At 62.0% G+C, this 17,842-nt stretch carries 15 protein-coding genes; 7 read left to right on the forward strand and 8 right to left on the reverse strand.

Translation table 11 applies throughout. The features are described 5' to 3' along the window. Positions 1 to 7 precede the first annotated feature (7 nt). The gene (locus tag ACIQH5_RS02170) at positions 8 to 1,564 is read right to left on the reverse strand and encodes an ABC transporter substrate-binding protein (protein ID WP_400399861.1); all 1,557 of its coding nucleotides are present in this window, start codon (positions 1,562 to 1,564) and stop codon (positions 8 to 10) included. Between the two features lie 237 nt (positions 1,565 to 1,801). Here ACIQH5_RS02170 and ACIQH5_RS02175 point away from each other — a divergent pair, with 237 nt between their 5' ends. Further along, a complete protein-coding gene (locus ACIQH5_RS02175; RefSeq protein ID WP_400399863.1) occupies positions 1,802 to 2,626 on the forward strand; it encodes an IclR family transcriptional regulator in 825 nt (274 codons plus the stop codon). Here the strand turns inward: ACIQH5_RS02175 and ACIQH5_RS02180 are convergent. Continuing rightward, positions 2,623 to 3,270 (reverse strand): TetR/AcrR family transcriptional regulator, encoded by a 648-nt coding sequence (locus ACIQH5_RS02180; RefSeq protein ID WP_400399865.1) that lies wholly within the window; start codon positions 3,268 to 3,270, stop codon positions 2,623 to 2,625. The two genes, ACIQH5_RS02175 and ACIQH5_RS02180, sit on opposite strands and share 4 nt — an antisense overlap. A gap of 108 nt (positions 3,271 to 3,378) precedes the next feature. Between ACIQH5_RS02180 and ACIQH5_RS02185 the strand changes: the two genes are divergently transcribed. Continuing rightward, positions 3,379 to 5,823 carry a family 78 glycoside hydrolase catalytic domain gene (locus ACIQH5_RS02185; protein WP_400399867.1) on the forward strand — a complete coding sequence of 815 codons (2,445 nt, stop codon included), beginning with the start codon at positions 3,379 to 3,381 and terminating at the stop codon, positions 5,821 to 5,823. Further along, on the forward strand, positions 5,808 to 8,381 hold the full coding sequence (locus tag ACIQH5_RS02190; protein ID WP_400399869.1) for an ABC transporter: 2,574 nt from the start codon (positions 5,808 to 5,810) through the stop codon (positions 8,379 to 8,381). Before ACIQH5_RS02185 ends, ACIQH5_RS02190 begins: the two co-directional genes overlap by 16 nt. Here ACIQH5_RS02190 and ACIQH5_RS02195 read toward each other — a convergent pair whose 3' ends face one another. The 3 genes from ACIQH5_RS02195 to ACIQH5_RS02205 form a co-directional block, all read right to left on the reverse strand. Then, entirely contained in the window at positions 8,382 to 10,130 is a 1,749-nt protein-coding gene (locus ACIQH5_RS02195; protein ID WP_400399871.1) for a pyruvate dehydrogenase, read from the reverse strand. It lies immediately after the preceding gene. Positions 10,131 to 10,217: 87 nt separating this feature from the next. Next, positions 10,218 to 10,556, reverse strand: a complete 339-nt coding sequence (locus ACIQH5_RS02200; protein WP_400399873.1) for a hypothetical protein — start codon at positions 10,554 to 10,556, stop codon at positions 10,218 to 10,220. A gap of 117 nt (positions 10,557 to 10,673) precedes the next feature. After that, the gene (locus tag ACIQH5_RS02205; protein WP_400399875.1) at positions 10,674 to 10,808 is read right to left on the reverse strand and encodes a hypothetical protein; all 135 of its coding nucleotides are present in this window, start codon (positions 10,806 to 10,808) and stop codon (positions 10,674 to 10,676) included. A 156-nt stretch (positions 10,809 to 10,964) separates the two neighbouring features. On the opposite strand from ACIQH5_RS02205, the gene ligD reads away from it, so the two are divergent. The 3 genes from ligD (at position 10,965) to ACIQH5_RS02220 (ending at position 13,859) form a co-directional block, all read left to right on the forward strand. Further along, entirely contained in the window at positions 10,965 to 12,209 is a 1,245-nt protein-coding gene (gene ligD, locus ACIQH5_RS02210; protein WP_400399877.1) for a non-homologous end-joining DNA ligase, read from the forward strand. Positions 12,210 to 12,230: 21 nt separating this feature from the next. Continuing rightward, positions 12,231 to 13,499, forward strand: coding sequence for a cation:proton antiporter (locus ACIQH5_RS02215; protein WP_400399879.1), 1,269 nt, complete (start codon positions 12,231 to 12,233; stop codon positions 13,497 to 13,499). A gap of 156 nt (positions 13,500 to 13,655) precedes the next feature. Then, positions 13,656 to 13,859 (forward strand): cold-shock protein, encoded by a 204-nt coding sequence (locus ACIQH5_RS02220; RefSeq protein ID WP_014921815.1) that lies wholly within the window; start codon positions 13,656 to 13,658, stop codon positions 13,857 to 13,859. A 68-nt stretch (positions 13,860 to 13,927) separates the two neighbouring features. Here the strand turns inward: ACIQH5_RS02220 and ACIQH5_RS02225 are convergent, their stop codons facing one another. Both ACIQH5_RS02225 and ACIQH5_RS02230 read right to left on the reverse strand, forming a co-directional pair. Further along, positions 13,928 to 15,124, reverse strand: coding sequence for an NAD(P)/FAD-dependent oxidoreductase (locus ACIQH5_RS02225; protein WP_400399881.1), 1,197 nt, complete (start codon positions 15,122 to 15,124; stop codon positions 13,928 to 13,930). Between the two features lie 4 nt (positions 15,125 to 15,128). Then, on the reverse strand, positions 15,129 to 15,335 hold the full coding sequence (locus ACIQH5_RS02230) for a DUF2945 domain-containing protein (protein ID WP_024820913.1): 207 nt from the start codon (positions 15,333 to 15,335) through the stop codon (positions 15,129 to 15,131). A gap of 118 nt (positions 15,336 to 15,453) precedes the next feature. Between ACIQH5_RS02230 and ACIQH5_RS02235 the strand changes: the two genes are divergently transcribed. Continuing rightward, positions 15,454 to 16,266: a hydrolase gene (locus tag ACIQH5_RS02235; RefSeq protein WP_400399883.1), complete on the forward strand. Its 813-nt coding sequence runs from the start codon at positions 15,454 to 15,456 to the stop codon at positions 16,264 to 16,266. A 7-nt stretch (positions 16,267 to 16,273) separates the two neighbouring features. On the opposite strand, the gene ACIQH5_RS02240 is transcribed toward ACIQH5_RS02235, so the two are convergent. Then, positions 16,274 to 17,773 (reverse strand): APC family permease, encoded by a 1,500-nt coding sequence (locus ACIQH5_RS02240; protein WP_400399885.1) that lies wholly within the window; start codon positions 17,771 to 17,773, stop codon positions 16,274 to 16,276. Positions 17,774 to 17,842 lie beyond the last annotated feature (69 nt).

The raw sequence follows: 17,842 nt of genomic DNA on the forward strand, positions 1-17,842 counted from the left end.
TGGTGGATCAGTTGGTGGGTGCGTAGGAGGAGAGCAGCGGGTAGACGTTGGTCCCGGCGAACTTCACTTGCTGGACCTTCTTGGTGTTGTAGCCCTGGTTGGTGAGTGACTCGTAGAGCGGGATCATCCAGCCGGACTCCACCAAACGGGTGTTGAGCTTGGTCAACGCGGCCTTCTTGGCGGCGTCGTCCTTGGCTGCGGCGGCTTCGGCCGTGGCCGCGTTCAGCTGATCGTCCGTAGCCTTCTGGACGTTGGTGAAGCCGCTGAGGATCGCTCCGTACATCAGGCCTACCGGGTTGTCCCAGCCCAGGGGGGCGTAACCCAGCGGGGTGGTTGCCACCGCGGCGAAGGCTTCGTCTGTGGAGGCCGCCAGCTTGACGTTCATGGTGATGCCCACCGCGGCCAGGTCCTTTTGGACTGCCTGCAGGTCGGTCTGCGTCTGGGCGCTGGCGATGATGGTGAAGTCGAAGCCATCGGCGTATCCGGCCTCGGCCAGGAGGCTCTTTGCCTTGGCGGGATCGTAGGCGTAGGTGGTGTTCAGCTCTTCGGTAAAACCTGCGGAGTCCTTGGGGAGGGCGTTCCATGCAGGGATGTCTCCCTTATGGAGGGCATCCACCAGTGCCTTGCGGTTAATGGCGTACTGGAAGGCCTGGCGGACCTTCTCGCTGGCGAAGGCGGGCGAGGTCTTACCGGTCTTGTCGAAGGAGATCATGGTCTGGACAGTGCCGCCGATCTGGGACACGCCCACACCTTTGGACTTGGCGAAGTCCACCGTTGGAGAGGTCAGCGACGCTACATCCGCCTGGCCGGATACCAGTGCATTCGCCCGGGCTTGGGGATCCATGATGACGCTGAAGGTGATCTTGTTGTACGGGTACTTGGAGGCGTCGGCGTTCTTCTCGTTCTTGGTGAACACGTACTTGTTGCCCTTGACTGTTGTGGCGCTGTCCAAGGTGTAGGGGCCGGAGCCATCCGGGGTGGTGGCCAGGCTCGCGGTGTCAGTGACTGCGTTCTTGCCCACGATCATGCCCAAGGTGGAGGTTAGGTTCTTCTCGAAGCCCGGCTGTGCTTTGGCGAAGGTGATGGCCACTTGGGTGGGGCTGACCACGTCAACAGAGGCAATCTCCTGCGCTCCACCCTTGGCAATGGCCGAGTAGGCGCTCAGTGCGGTGTCGCTGCGACGATCAAGGTTTGCTTTGACCAGCGCCGCATCCAGAGTGGAGCCGTCAGTGAAGGTCACGCCTTCCTTGAGGGTCAGAGTCAACACGGTGTTGTCTGCGTTGTAGCTGAATTCCTTCGCGAGGCCTGGACCCACGCTGCCATCGGGCTGCAGTGTCATCAGGTTTTCATACAGGCCTTCGAAGAACTGCCGCTGGGCGTCCGAAACCCGCAACGGGTCGTATCCGAACGAGGCACTGTCGCTGTCGGTGGCGATGGTCAGCGTGCTCTTATCCACCGTGGAGGTGGCAGCTGTGCCGCCACCGCAGGCGGTGAGTGATCCCAGGAGGAGCGCGCCAGCCAGGACGGCCGCGCTCCGACGTGCAGGTGAGGTGAGGAGATTCATGTGCTGCGCCTTCGCATTCGTGATGGAATCGTGAGTCGAGATGTGGGACCGGCGGCCTGAAACATGGTCGGCTGTGACATGTCCGGGCCGATCCGTCGGCGCCCTCTCGTCAGATGGCTTCCGGTAACCGGCTTCTTCAAGAGTCGTAGGCGGGAGGCATCGCACCCCATGTGAATTTCATTGGTTGAAACAGTATTGTGGTGGAGATCACTCACGACGTTGAAAGGATTCAGTCAGATGCCCGTTGGCGCAGAGGACTCCGCCGGAAAACCGCAGCGCGGAAAGCGGCCCAAGCAGGGCGAACCCGTCATTGATCGCGCCCTCAGCCTGCTGGCCGTCTTCAGCGACCGTCGTCGTGCCTTGACACTGTCCGAAATGGCGCGGCTGGCCGACATGCCGGCCCCCACTGCCTTGCGCTTGATTGCGCGCCTTGTGGCATGGGGAGCCCTGGAACGGCTGGAGGATGGCCGTTACGTCGTGGGGGTCAGGCTGTGGGAAGTGGCGTCATTGTCGCCCCGCGGGCATGGTGTTCGCGAGATCGCCCTGCCTTACCTTGAAGACCTTTTCGCCGTGACCCGCCACCACGTTCTCCTGGCAGTACGTGATAAGAATGAGGCCGTCCTGATAGAGCGGCTGTCCTCCAAGGAGGCAACGGAGGTCGCCTATCGCGTTGGTGGGCGGGCACCGCTGAGGTCGACGGCGGTGGGTTTGGTTCTGCTGTCCGGAGCCGACGCAGTATTCCAGGAATCAGTCATCAGCCAACCGGCCGACACTGAGGTGGGCGTGGAGTCCATGCCTGAAGGTCAATTGCGGCGCACGTTGTCCGATGTGCGGCGAACGGGCCTGGCCATGATCAGGCGAACGGCGCCGTCGCGGACAGTCTCGGTTGCTTCGCCGATTTTTGGCGCCGAAGGCTTGGTGGTGGCCGCGTTGTCGATCGTGGTTCCCGACGGTGCGACTCCGCCCAACGTTCTGGCGCCCGCCGTGCAGGCAACAGCTAGGGCGGTATCGCGAAACCTGGGCTACAACCCGGGACCGAGCGACAGTGTGCGGATGCGTTAGAGAGAGTCGGCGGCGCCGGCGTGCTCGGGCATCAGGAGTGAACGGGCCAGCCGGCGGGCGTAATCCCGGATTGCCTCCACAAGGTCCAGCTCCCCGCCGGACAGCACCCACTGCAATTGCAGTCCATCGCTGACGGCAATGATCTCGCGGGCGCATCCGCCGACTCCTGTGTCTGGCCGCAGGTGACCGCGTTCGACGCCTGCCGCCAATCGTTGCGCGGTTTCGTCCACCGCACGCTGGTACCACGAGGCGTACAGCTGGTGCGCCGGCGTTGTGGCATCAGCAGCCTCGGCCGAAATCAGGACGAAAAGCTCAATAAGCCCCGGTTCCCTGACCAGCTCACGCGTGGAGTCCACCATGGTCCGGAAAACCTCCAACGGATCGGCGGCAAGCTCCGGCTCCCGCGAACCCCACCAGCTCGCTGTTTGCTCCAACCGGCGCTCCGCCACGGCCAACAGCAGGTGCTTCTTGGAACGGAAGTGGTGCAGGAGGCCACTTTCGCTGAGTCCAACGTCCGCTGCCAGCTGCGAAAGGGGGACCTTGTGGTAGCCGGAGGTTCCGAAGAGCCGGGTGGCCACATCCAGTATTTCGGCACGCTTGGCGCGCCCTACTTCATAGCTTCCAGTTTTTCGCCGCGTTCGCACTCCTTCAGGGTAGCCATGTCCCTGCTGAATAAAAACAGTGCACACACGGTTTTTATATTTTACCATTGCTGGAAGCGGCGAAGGTGCCGGTTTCCCTGAGGAGTTCCCTTGACTGACCCTGATTTTCATCCTTCCGTACAGGCAGCCCTCCATGGCGCTTCCTGGATCTCACCCGCCCGGGACCAGCGCGAACAGCCTGGCACTCGGCCGGCCTATTGGCTGCGAGGTACCTTCATGTGGTCCAGGGACGAGGGCAAGGCAATAGTGCACGCCACCGCCCACGGCGTCTACGAACTCTTCATCAACGGCAGCCGCGTGGGCCACCAGGAACTGACGCCTGGCTTCACCTCTTACCGCAAACGCTTGCAGGTCCACGAGTGGGACATCACCGATCTTTTGCTGAGCGGCCAGAACCGCGTCTCGGCACTGCTCTCCGACGGCTGGTTCCGCGGCCGCCATGGATTCGAACGAAGGGCCGACGGCTTCGGCAACGAAACCGCGCTCCTCGCCTCCATCACCACATCCTCGGGAACCGTTGCGGTCACCGACTCCCTCTGGGAATCCCGCGAGAGCCACATCACCCGCGCCGATCTGATGGATGGACAAACGGTCGATTTTCGTCGGCTTCCGGAGCCGAATGAGCGCACGACGGCGGATGGCTGGCTTCCTGCCGTCCCCCGCCAAGGCGGGCTCTACAACAACCGCGAACGGTTTGTTCGGCCCCTTGCTCCCCCAGTTCGCCGCATCGAAGAGCTCAAGCCCGTCAGCATCAGAGAAGCCTCGGCGGGCGTCACAGTGGTGGACTTCGGCCAGAACATCAATGGTTGGGTCCGCTTAAGCCAACTCGGCCCCACCGGAACGCGCACCTCGCTGCTCCACGGCGAAATCCTTGACGAGGCCGGGCTGGTGTCTACGGCGAACATCCAGGCCTTCGACTTCGCCAGCAAGACTCCCCTGCCCGCAGGCCAAGTGGACGAGGTGATCTCAGCCGGCCGCCCCAGTGATGTTTTTGAACCGCGGCACACCACCCACGGTTTCAGGTATGTGCAGATTGAAGGCAACGTCCGCACCATCTCGCCCGAAGACATCACTGCAGTGGTAGTGCACACGGACCTCGAGCGCACTGGCACGTTCCACTGCAGCGATACCCGCCTCAATGCTCTTCACACCGCGATCCTCTGGAGCTTCCGGGGCAACGCCTGCGACATACCAACTGATTGCCCCCAAAGGGAGCGGTCCGGCTTCACCGGGGACTGGCAGGTCTTCATGGATACCGCCGCCTTGATGTTCGACGTGTCTGGTTTCAGCGCCAAATGGCTGAAGGACCTGGCCGCCGATCAGTGGCCGGACGGGCGGGTGCCAACGGTTGTTCCGAACCCGGCCGGCGATGGACCCTCCGGCACCTTCTTCGAGGACCTGGCCACCGGTTCGGCAGGGTGGGGCGACGCCTCAGTGTTCGTTCCTTGGTCTCTCTGGCGGGCCTACGGTAACAAGGAAGAACTGGCAGGGGCCTTCCCGTCCATGCGTTCGTGGGTTGACTATGCGGCTGGAGCTGCAGCCGGAGGACGCCATCCTGATCGTGTGGTCGCGCGTCCCACTCCCCTGCCCCACGAACTGTATTTGTGGGACACCGGGTTTCATTTTGGCGAGTGGCTCGAGCCAGACTCACCACCGAACCCCGACCCCACGCGGGACCATGGCATCGTCGCCACGGGGTACCTGTACCGCTCCGCCTTCCTGCTGGCCCAGGCTGCCTCGGTGCTGGGCGAACAGGAAACTGCTGCCGCCTACCAGGCCTTGGCTGCCCATGTACTCGACGCATGGCAGTCGGAATACCTGGATAGCACGGGCCGATTGAGCGAAGAGTCCCAAGGTCACTACGCCCGGGCCCTGGCCTTCGGACTCGTCCCGGATGAACTGGCTCCCTTGACCGCCGAACGCTTGGTGGAACTCATCCGGCTCAACGGAAACCGCCTGGGCACAGGATTTCTCTCCACCGGTCTCCTGCTGCCGGTACTTGCCGATCATGGCTACCTCGACGTCGCCTACGACCTGCTGCTCTCCACCGGGACGCCATCGTGGCTCGGCATGCTCGAAGCCGGTGCCACCACCATGTGGGAATGGTGGGACGGCGTGACCAGCAGCGGCGTCCGGGGCTCCCTGAACCATTACAGCAAGGGCGCAGTCGGTTCATTTCTCTACACTCACGTGGCAGGGATCCGCCTGCCGGAGAACCCGGATGCGGAGCAAACCGCCTACAGTACCGTGACCATCGCCCCGCAGCCCGGTGGCGGCCTGACCTCCGCGAGTGCCGCCGTCGAGACAGCCCATGGCAGGATCAGCAGCGCATGGACCCTTGACCACGGGCAGTTCATTCTGCGGCTCAATATTCCGGAAGGGGTCTCGGCCGGGGTCGAAATGCCGGACGGAACACGTTACGTAGCAGCGGCCGGGGAGCATGAATTCCGCGCCATGGGATCATCCCCGACCGACCTCATCGAAGCGCGGCGGCCCGTGGGGCCGATAGAGTCATGTCAATGGACAGTGAACTGACAATCGCCCGGCAGCCCGGCAGCATCCAGCCGAAACCACAGTCGGCAGAGTCCGAGGACGGATTCGTCAGAGTCCGCGGAGCCCGCGAAAACAACCTCCGAAACGTGGACGTGGACGTGCCCCGCGATGCAATCGTCGCGTTCACCGGAGTCTCAGGCTCCGGAAAATCGTCCTTGGCGTTCGGCACCATTTTTGCCGAAGCCCAACGCCGATACTTCGAATCCGTGGCACCTTACGCCCGGCGCCTCATCCAACAGGGCCACAACCCCAAGGTGGAGTCCATCACGGGGCTGCCTCCCGCCGTCGCCCTTCAACAGCGCCGCGGCACGGCAACCGCACGTTCCAGTGTTGGCACGCTGACCACACTGTCCAACTCACTCCGCATGCTCTTCTCCCGAGCCGGAAGTTATCCCGAAGGGGCCAGCCAGCTGGACTCTGATGCATTCTCCCCCAACACTGCAGCCGGCGCTTGCCCCGAGTGCCACGGACTCGGTGTTGCCCACACGGTCACCGAAGAGTCTCTGGTTCCCGACCCTTCACTCAGCATCCGGGATGGTGCGATCGCCGCGTGGCCCGGCGCCTGGCAAGGCAAGAACCTCCGTGACATCCTCACCCACCTGGGTTATGACGTCGACACGCCGTGGCGGAAGCTCCCCAGGAAGGACCGCGACTGGATCCTCTTCACCGAAGAGCAGCCCGTCGTGGAAGTTACACCGCAACGCGACCGAGTCGCCAAGCCGTACAAGGGCCGGTTCTGGAGCGCCAAAAGCTATGTGCTCCACACCCTGGCCGACTCGAAAAGCTCCTCGATGCGTGACAGGGTATTGCGCTTCATGGAAACGGGGCAGTGCCCGCGATGTGGTGGCAGCGGGCTCCGGCCGGAAGCACTGGCCGTCACCTTCGCCGGAAAAACCATCGCCGAGCTCAACTCCCTGCCGATGACAGAACTGGCCGACATCATCCGCCCCACCACGCAATTGACAGCGGCCAGCACAGCCTCGCGGACCCAGACCTCCGGGGAAGTCAACGAGGTAGCCCTCGCCATCACCCGCGATCTCCTGGGCCGGGTCAACGTACTCCTGGAGCTGGGACTGGGTTACCTGGCGCTGGGTCGCCCAACACCGACACTCTCCCCGGGTGAAATGCAACGACTCCGGATCGCCACGCAGCTGCGGTCCGGGCTGTTCGGTGTCATCTATGTACTTGATGAACCATCCGCCGGACTTCATCCAGCCGATGCCGAGCCGCTCCTGGCTGTGCTGGATCAGCTCAAAAGCTCCGGTAATTCTGTGTTCGTGGTGGAGCACAACATGGACTTGGTCAGGGCGGCCGACTGGTTGGTGGATGTTGGGCCGCACGCAGGCGAGGGTGGAGGAGAAATCCTCTACAGCGGCCCTGTGAGCGGGCTGGCGGATGTCCAGGAGTCCGTGACGCGGCCTTTCCTGTTCCCTGACCGCAGCAGTGGCGCCGAAAGTGCCGAGGCAACTCACGACGACGGTGTGGTGGCCGCCGGAACCGGTCCAGCCTCGCCCAGGCCACCGAAGGAATGGCTCACCTTACACAACATCAACAGGCACAACCTTCGCGACGTCCATGCAGAGTTCCCGCTGGGCGTCCTCACAGCAGTGACAGGGGTGTCCGGCTCGGGTAAGTCCACCTTGGTCAGCCACGTTCTTGCGGAGGTGGTGGGGGCTGCGCTGCATCCGGAAGCCCTCGATGCAGACACCCCGCCGATGCCGGACGCTGTGGGGCTCATTTCCGGGCTTCACCAGTTGGATCGGCTCGTGAAGGTCGATCAGAAGCCCATCGGCCGGACCCCCCGCTCCAACCTGGCCACCTATACAGGGCTCTTCGACGGAGTCCGGAAGGAATTCGCCGCCACTCCGGACGCCCGTTCACGAGGTTTCGGGGCTGGACGGTTCTCCTTCAACGTGGCCGGCGGCCGCTGCGAAACCTGCCAGGGAGAAGGCTTTGTTGCAGTAGAACTTCTGTTCCTGCCGGGGAGTTATGGCCCCTGCCCCGAATGCCACGGTTCACGTTTCAATCCGGAAACCTTGGAAGTCACCTACCGTGGACGCAATATTGCCGAAGTCCTGGGCATGACGGTGAACGCAGCGTCCGAATTCCTGGCTGATCTCCCAGGCGTTGCCCGTAGCCTCCAAACCCTTCGCGAGGTGGGCTTGGGCTATCTCCGGCTGGGCCAACCCGCCACTGAGCTTTCCGGGGGCGAAGCACAGCGCATCAAACTCGCCTCCGAGCTGCAGCGCATCCAGCGCGGCCACACCCTCTATTTGCTGGACGAGCCCACCACCGGATTGCACCCTGCCGACGTCCAACTTCTGATGGCCCAATTGCACAGGCTGGTGGACGCCGGCAACACGGTAGTGGTGGTGGAGCATGAGATGGACGTTGTCGCAGGCGCCGACTGGGTGATCGATCTAGGCCCGGGCGGCGGCGACGCCGGCGGCAGGGTGATGGTCGCAGGCCCGCCAGCCGTCGTCGCGCGTTCCGAAACGAGCCGGACAGCACCCTACCTGGCCGCCGCCCGCCGGCCGTAGCTAGCGCCGGGGAATATTCCGCAGGTTGCTGCGCGCCATGCTGACAGCCTCCCCGGCGCCGCGGTTCAGCACCACTTTGGACATGGCCGTGGCGAAGCCGATGACCTGGGAGCCGGAAATCTTCGGTGGGATGGACAACGCGTTGGGGTCGGTAATGAGCTCCACCAGTGACGGACCGGGATGAGCAAACGCGGCCCGGTACGCGGCTTCGACGTCAGCGGGATCCGTCACGCGGACAGCGTGGAAACCCAAGGCCTTGGCCACCGCCGCATAGTTGGCGTCCGGTACGTCCACTCCGAAGTCGGGAAGGCCATCCACCAGCATCTCCAGCTTGACCATGCCCAGGGTTGAGTTGTTGAAGACCACCACGTTCACCGGCAGCCGGTGCGCGGCCACGGTGATCAGCTCGCCCAGCAACATGGACAGTCCCCCGTCTCCGGAAACGGAAATGACCTGCCGTCCGGGATAGGCAAGCTGCGCGCCGATCGCGTGCGGGAGTGCGTTGGCCATGGATCCGTGGAGGTACGAGCCGATCAGCCGACGCGTGCCCAAAGGGTTGATGTAGCGCGCCGTCCAGACGTTGCACATGCCGGTATCAGCCGTGAAGACGGCATCCTCGGCCGCAACCTGGTCAAGCAGCGACGCCGCGTACTCCGGGTGGATGGGCTGCTTTCTCTCCACCTTGCGCGTATAGGCGCCCACGGCTTTGTTCATCAGGCGGTCATGCTTCTTCAGCATCTGGTCAAGGAAGCGCCGGTTCTTCTTCGGCGTCACCAGCGGCAGCAGTGCCGTCAACGTTGGCAGGACGTCGCCATGGACTGCAATGTCGACGTCGGTCCGCCTCCCCAGCCGCTGTGCGGCCCGGTCAACCTGGGCCGTCCGGGTGTCCGGGAGGAACTGGTCGTAGGGAAAGTCGGTGCCAAGCATGATCAGCAGGTCCGCGTCTTCAATGCCCTCGGCCGCGGCACCGTAGCCCAGCAGCCCGGTCATCCCAATATCGAAAGGGTTGCTGTACTGGACAAAGTCCTTGCCCCGCAAAGAGTGGCCGATGGGGGCGTTAATACGTTCAGCCAGGGCGATCAGTTCATCATGGGCGCCCGCGACACCTGCCCCGGCGAAAATGGCCACCTTTCCGGCGTCGTTAATGGCGTCCGCCAGTTCGCGGACGCTTGCCGGGTCCGGAATCAAGGCGGCCGGCCGGAACGTGGCCGGAAGCGGGGTTGGGGCCGTAGCCTCAAGCCCGGCGATGTCGCCAGGCAGGGTGACTACTGCGACTCCCCCAAGACCAATAGCGTTCTGGATGGCGCTGTGCATCACCCTAGGTGCTTGCTCGGCGGTACTGATCATTTCCGAATACACAGAGCACTCGTTGAACAAACGGTCCGGATGGGTTTCCTGGAAGAAGCCGCTGCCAATCTGCTTGCTGGGGATGTGTGAGGCGATGGCGAGCACCGGCGCTCCGGTGCGGTTGGCGTCGTACAGCCCATTGATAAGGTGCAGGTTGCCGGGACCGCATGAGCCCGCGCAGACCGCCAGCTTTCCCGTCAGTTGAGCCTCTGCAGCAGCAGCAAAGGCAGCAGCTTCCTCATGGCGGACATGGATCCAGTCGATACCGCCCTTCGCGGAGCCTCCTGTTTGCCGGACAGCGTCCACGATTGGATTCAGGCTGTCGCCCACAATTCCGTAGATGCGCTGCACCCCGGCAGCCTGGAGTTGTTCGATGAGTTGGGTGGCAAGTTCCTTGGCCATAGTGTGCAGGCTCCCTCAATGGTGGTGGTGGGCTGACAGGGCCAATATAGTCGGCCTGTCCCGGCCTCACCTGGGAACGCCCGCTTCTTAAGCTGCCAGCCGAGTCTGGAACAGCCGCTCCGCCAAGCCCAGCAGATGGCCCGGCACGTCCTGGTCCGTTCCGTTGCTTCCATGACCGAGGAAAACGGCAGTGCCACTGACGGTGTCCTCCACGGGGGTTCCTGCCTCCCTGATCAATACCTCAGCCCGCGGGTTCGGTGGCAAGGGAATGTGGATCGCTTGGTCGTTCAGGAGAACGTGCCATCCACGGCCTGATATGGCTTCAACATTTCCCCCCACGAGTGACTGCCGCATTTCCATAGCGGGTTCAATGCGCTCCACTCGGATGCATTCATTGATGCGCGCAGGTATTATAAGAACTGTCATTGATTGCTGCATGTCTTTAAATTCCGGTTCAATCACTTTTCAGTGCTCGTTTCTGCATTACTGGTGCAGGCCGCGCGGGCTGTCGGCCTTCGAGCGCAGCGCAGCCCTTCCCTGGGCTTACCGTTGATTCTTTCTTGGCTTGGAAAAGACGTTATCGCCACCTTCGGCCTTTGCTCTCTTTTCGGCACGTTTTTCGAGAATTGTCTTACCAGTCTTTTTCGACGTGGCACTTCTTGGTGATTTGCCGGACATTTTCCACTCCTTCAGTATTTTCGGTATGACATCACCATACCTAGTTATATTTTTAAAGCCAGTTTCCGAATTCCACGGCCCCGGATTCGCAGTTTTTTTAGCCTTTTCTCCCCCGCAACTCTGGCTGGGAGGGCTGGTAATTGCTAGCGTGGCCGCATGAACCCGTCGAAGCCCCCGGCCGAGATCCTCGACATCGCCGGCCACGAGGTCCGCATCTCCAACCCGGACAAAGTGGTGTTTCCCGAGCCAGGGTTGACCAAGCTCGATCTGGTGAACTATTACCTTGCCGTCGCAGAAGGGGCACTGCGTGGCGCAGGCGGGCGGCCCATGGTGCTCAAGCGCTTCCCCAAAGGCATCGACGCCGAACCGTTCTTTCAGAAACGCGTGCCCGAGAACCACCCTGGCTTTATTGACACGGCAACCCTTCACTACTCATCCGGCACCTCGGCCGAGGAAACGGTGATCCGTGATGCCGCTGGCCTTGCATGGGTAGTGAATCTCGGATGCCTGGACCTCAATCCGCACCCCGTGCGAGCAGAGGACCTTGACCATCCCGACGAACTCCGGGTGGACCTGGACCCCATGCCGGGAGTCGACTGGTCCCGGATTGTGGACACCGCCTACGTCGCACGGGAGGTTCTGGACCACGTCGGACTCGTGGGCTGGCCGAAGACCAGTGGATCCCGTGGGCTCCACATCCTGGTCCGCATCGCACCCCACTGGTCCTATCGGGAGGTGCGCCTCGCCGCAGAAACCCTTGCCCGCGAAGTGGAGAACCGCGCTCCAGGACTGGCAACGGCCAAATGGTGGAAGGAAGAACGCGGTGAGAGTGTTTTTGTGGACTTCAACCAAAACGCCAAGGACCGCACCGTTGCCTCCGCCTACTCGGTACGTTCCCGCCCCGACGCCCGAGTCTCAACCCCGCTCACATGGGAAGAGGTGCGCTCCGCACGGCCGGAGCAGTTCACAGTCCAATCAGTGCCCGCACGTTTTGCGGAATCGGGAGACCCGCACGCAGGAATCGACGACGCAGCCGGCTCGCTCGACCGGCTTCTCGCCTTGGCCGCGGAGCTTGGCCCCGCAGAGAAAGCCCCCAGGAGTGGAGATGGATCAGGGCGCCGGGTGTCGGTGATGCCGCTCATCGAAGTGGCCCGGACCAAAACCAAGCCCGAGGCCGAAGCTGCACTTCAGGAGTGGAAGGACCGGCACGCGGACGTTGTTTCCCTGCTGCATCCGGCCGATGTCCTCATTGACGGGATGCGGGGATCGAGTTCCCTCTGGTATCGGGTCCGTATGAATCTTCAACACATCCCCGAAGACCGGCGTCCGCCCCAGGAGGAGCTGATCGCAGACTATGACCCGTGGGCGGGTAAGGACTGGCCAGGCCGGCCGGTTTCCTGACGCTTCGAGTTATGGCGCACGGTGAGCGGTGGCGGTAGCTTTGGAGTACTTTTCCTTGAAGCAGCCGAGGGACCGGAGGCACTGCCGATGCAAGGCTTGTCCACGTCGCTGGTCCTGATCGCCCTCATGGCTGTTGTGGCCCCTCTTGCCACCCGGCTGCTCAACCGTTGGGTCAAAGTACCGATTGTGGTTTTTGAGATTGTTCTTGGAATCCTGTTCGGTCCGAGCCTCCTGGGGTGGGTCCAATCCACCGCGTTTACCGATACGCTTGCTGATTTCGGATTGGCCATGCTGTTCTTCGTGGCCGGCAACGAGATCGATTTCACAGCAATACGCGGCCGTCCCATTTACCGTGCCTCTGCTGGCTGGGTCATCTCTTTGGCGGCAGGCATCGGCGCAGGATTTGTGCTGGTCCCCTCACCGGAGGCTGCCGTGATCATCGGCGTCGCCCTGAGCTCCACTGCCTTGGGCGCGTTACTGCCGATTCTCCGGGACGCGGGTGCGTCCAAGTCGCCAATCGGCGTGGCCGTCACCGCGTTGGGCGCGGCCGGTGAGTTTGGTCCGTTGATAGCCATCTCGCTGTTCTTCAGTGGCAAACAACTGGGAGTGGCGTCAGGAGTTCTCCTGGGCTTCGTCCTCTTGACCGGCGTGGCAATCTACCTTGCCTCCCAAGCACGGCATACCTTGTTCCACGCCCAAGTCACTGCCACACTGCACACCAGCAGCCAGTTCGCCATGAGGTCCATTCTGTTGATTCTCAGCACGCTGGTGGTGCTCAGCATGATCCTGGGGCTCGACATGCTGCTGGGCGCCTTCGCCGCAGGAGTCCTCTGGAAGGTCACCATAGCCCGGGCTCCTGAGGTGGACCGGAAAGTGATTGAGACGAAGATCGACGCCGTAGCTTTCGGGTTCCTGGTTCCCATCTTCTTCATCGACACCGGCATCGACTTTGATCTGGGCGCATTGACCTCCAGCCCACTCACCCTCGCCATGGTTCCGCTGTTCCTTGCCCTGTTGCTGATCATCCGCGGCGTGCCGTCCTTGCTCGCCGCGCCTCCCGGCTCGAGTCGAAAGGACAAAAGTGCCCTCATGCTGTTCGGGGCCACAGCCTTGCCCATCATCGTGGCGGTGACCACCATCGGCCGGGACCACGGACTCATCACCAGTGGGATATCCTCCGCCCTCGTAGGTGCGGGGATGCTCTCTGTACTCCTGTTTCCGTTGCTGGCGCTTCGCCGGCTACGCCGCACGGAATCGGCAGACCCCGCGCAGCAAACACCGAAAGCCTGAGGCGGGCTCGGCCGTTCCAAAGCATCCTGTTTGATGTGTTGCCCGGCCAAATGTGTTGCCCCAGGCGGTACAGGCCCATAGGCTCATATCGTGAGTGGCAGGGACGGCAAACCGACCAGCGGGACCGACCGGCGACCGGGTGAAGGAAATAAAGGCATGGCAACAGGAACAGTTAAGTGGTTTAACGCTGAAAAGGGTTTCGGATTCATCGCCCCGGACGATGGAGGCCCCGACGTTTTTGCTCACTACTCAGCAATTACGTCGAGCGGATACCGTTCGCTGGAGGAGAACCAGAAGGTCCAATTCGACATCACGCAGGGCCCCAAAGGTCCGCAGGCGGAAAACATTCAGCCCGCCTAAGTACACAACATAGAGTTCACAACAAGAGACCGGCCGGGCCTAGTGGCCTGACCGGTCTCTTGGCGTCTCTACGCCCGGCCTTTAAGGATCAGGTGCCAGTAAACCTGCGGGAACATATCGCGGTCCACCCACCAGGCGAACCGGCTTTCCTTCCAGGTAGGCACTTTAGGGATGGTTGGCAGGGGTTTGTAACCATCATCGAACTCGGCAAAGACCACAGTGTTCCGCGAAACGGTGAACGGACAGACGGAGTATCCGTTGTACTTCGCGCGGAGAGGTTCACCTTTCCGGGCCGAGAGCAGGTTCTTCGCCAGAACCTTGGTCTGCTGGCGGAGCGCCCCGCCGGCCTTCGAGTTGGAGGTACCTGCGGCGTCGCCCAGAGACCAGACATTGGGGTACCTGGGATGCTGCAAAGTCTCGGTGTCCACCTCCACGAAGCCGTACTGGTCTTCGTTAGCAGGTAAATCCGTGGCCTTGAGCCAGTCCGGCGCCGACTGGGGCGGAACGGCGTTGAGGACGTCGTACGGCAGCTCCTCTGAGGTGTGATCCGCAATATTGCGGATAGTGGCCACACGATGCGCAGGATCCACTGCCACGAGTTCGCTGTTAGTCCGAAGTTCAATGCCGTACTCGGCGATCTTGCGGTCAAGCTCAACGTCCACCTCGGGAACGCCGAAGACTGTGGGGTACGGCTGGACCATGACAACCCGGATATTCTCCAGGACGCCCCGTTCCCTCCAATAATCGCAGGCCAGGTACATCGGTTTCTGGCTCGCTCCGGCGCACTTTACAGGCCCAGCGGGCATGGTGAAGATGACAGTGCCGGACGTCATGGAGCTCAAGAGCGTCCAGAGCTTGGGCGCAAGCTCAAACTCGTAGTGAGAGGAACCGTACGGTGAGTGCACTGCCTCAGCCAACCCCGGCACGACGTCCCAGTTGTACTGCAGCCCGGGGCACACAACAAGGTATTGGTAGGTCACCGTGGAACCGGACGCCAGTGTCACCGAGTTGGACTTCGCATCCACGTTTACGGCTTTGTCCTTGATCCACTCCACACCCTTTGGGGTTACGGACTTCTGGCTCCGGACAGCTTCTTTGACTTCCGCCCGACCACCGGCTATATGCGAGAACAGGGGCTGGTAGAGGTGGTGTTCTTTGGGCTCGATCAGGGCGATGTCCTTGACCCCGTACCGCTTCAACCGGGCGGCCAGGGACACGCCTGCATTGCCACCGCCGATGATGGCAACCTCGTGGACGCTTTCCATGCCGCTAGCTCTTCTCAGTCAACGCGGAGCCCTTGTGCGCTGCCCTGGCGCCGGTTTTCGCTGATTCCACCACGTACTGCGGCTCGTCCTCACTGGCAACGTGCTTGTTTCCGTCCAGTTCAAAGTTGCTGGTCTTCTTTTCCACGATTTTTCCGTGCGTCTTACCCTGCGGGGTGTTCCACTCCACGCGTGTTCCCTTGCTCAGTGCCATGTCCGCTCCTAGTGTGGTGTCCCTCTCCAACTTCGACTGCTCCACAATAGTAAGCATGATGATCATTTGTGGTCACCCGGCGGAGCAAGCGGAATAACGTGCTGTGGAAGGACGTCCGATGCTGATCTGCGCTACCTGCGCCGTAGAACGCGATGAACCCGTGCCCGATCTCTGTCCGATCTGCGCCGACGAACGGCAGTACGTGCCCGAGGACGGACAGCAATGGCTCACCTTGGACGAGCTGGAGCGGGCCGGCCAGCAGACGGTGATGGAGGAAAATGAACCCGGACTCATCGGGATCAGGACAGAGCCCAAGGTCGGTATTGGCCAAACTGCCCAGCTTGTGGTGACGCCCCACGGCTCACTGCTGTGGGACCCTGTGGGTTACATCGATGACAAGGCAGTGAAATCGGTCCTTGAGCATGGTCCCGTTGTGGCGATCGCGGCCAGCCATCCACATATGTTTGGTGTGCAGGTGGAATGGTCGCGGCGCCTTGGAAACGTCCCTGTCCTGGTGGCCGAGGCGGATCGACACTGGCTTGGCCGCAGTGACCCAAGCGTCGCCTCTTGGTCCGGCAGTATGACAATTGCCGAGGGGCTGGCCCTGCATCAGACCGGCGGTCACTTTCCGGGAAGCGCGGTGGCTCACTGGGCAACCGGAGCGGGCGGCAAAGGGGTACTGCTGACCGGCGACAGCGTCTTTCCCAATCCTGACCGGCGCACGGTTGCGTTCATGCGCAGCTATCCCAATCGTTTGCCACTGTCAGGAGCTGTGGCGTTGCGCATCGCCGCCCAGCTGGAAGAGCTGGAGTTCGATCGCATCTACGGCAACTTCAACAACGTGATAGCCGCCGGAGCGAAAACCATTCTGCAGGACTCTGCCCAGCGGCATGCAGCATGGACGCGGGGAGATTTCGACTCCCTGACGTGAATCCGGGTTAGTCCTGCGGTGGCTGCTGTGATCTTTGGCTGTTCGTGTCAGCGTCCGCGCTGGCAACCGCCGGTTCTCCACCGCCGCCGTTGCTCTTCCTGGTAATGAGCCAGGTGATGAACCACAGCACCAGGCCGATGGCCATGAGGCCGCCGGCCACTTGGTACTGGACGGGGTTCCTGCCCACCCAGGGACCAGCGAGAAAAGCGCAGAGCACAGCGGCAACCAATGGGAGTTGTCCTGGAGAGGTGAAGAACACTTTCCGGTGAGGATCCCGCTTTCGGCGGAGAACGACGCATGCCACGTTGACCAGTGTGAAAACGCACAGCAGGAGAAAGGCCGTGGTTCCGGAAAGATTCGCCACGATGTTGCTTGAGGGGTCGCTGCTGACGTACCAGATCAGTCCCAGGGCAAGAACGGTGGAAAACACGATTCCGGCCCATGGTGACCTGCGGCCCGGCAAGACCTTTCCCAAGGACCGCGGCAGAACGTGCTGGCGTGCCATGCCATAAATCAGCCGGCTGGCCATCAACATGTTGATCAATGCTGTGTTGGCTACGGCGAAGACGGCGAGGAAAGGAAAGATCTTGTCGATGGGAAAGTCGGGAGAGCCTTTGTGCACCACTTCAAGGAGTGCCGCACCTTCGGCCTCCCTGATCTGCCCAAGCTCCGCAGGAGTGAGCACACTGACCACGGACACAGCAACCAGCATGTAGAGGATCACTGCGATGCCAAGGCCAGTCAGCATGGTGCGGGGAAAAATCCGCTCCGGGTTCCTGGTTTCTTCAACCATGTTGACGGAGTCCTCGAAACCAACCATGGCGAAAAAGGCAATGGAGGTGGCTGCGGTAACGGCCAGGAACAGACCCTTGTCCTGGTAGTCGGTGAACACGAAGATTTCCTGGACGTTGCCGGTTCCCTGCGCCATGACGAAGAAGCCGACCCCGATCACGACGCAGAGGGCGATGACCTCCACTGCTGTGAGAATGACGTTGAACTTCACGCTCTCTCCAACTCCACGCAGGTTGATCGCCGCCAGCAGCAGCATGAAGCCCAAGGCTACCGCTGTGATCACGCCGCGGTCCGGCACGTCCATCCAGCCGTTGACTTCCAAGCCACCAAAGAAGTTCTGGGCAAGGACGTTGGCAGATGTTGAGGCACTGGTGATGCCGGAGCAAACAACGGCGAACGCCACGAGGAAGGTGACGAAATGGATCCCGAAGGCCTTGTGCGTGTAGAGCGCCGCTCCAGCAGCTTGGGGGTACTGGGTCACCAATTCGAGGTAGGAAAACGCGGTGAGGGTGGCCACAACAAAGGCGAGCAGGAACGGCAACCAGACGATGCCACCGACTGTCCCTGCCATGGTGCCCGTGACCGCGTAGACCCCGGCCCCCAGAATGTCCCCCACAATGAAGAGAAGGAGCAGTTTGGGTCCCAGCACGCGTTTAAGCTCTGGCTCCTCACCTGAAGGCGTTGCTTCCAATGCGTTGTCTGACGTGGTGCTCATGGTCCACCCCCGGCCAATACACGGTCCTTCGAACCGTGTAAGTGATCTGATTTATCTCACTTTGATCCT

Source organism: Paenarthrobacter sp. NPDC091711 (assembly GCF_044756605.1).
Lineage (GTDB): Bacteria > Actinomycetota > Actinomycetes > Actinomycetales > Micrococcaceae > Arthrobacter.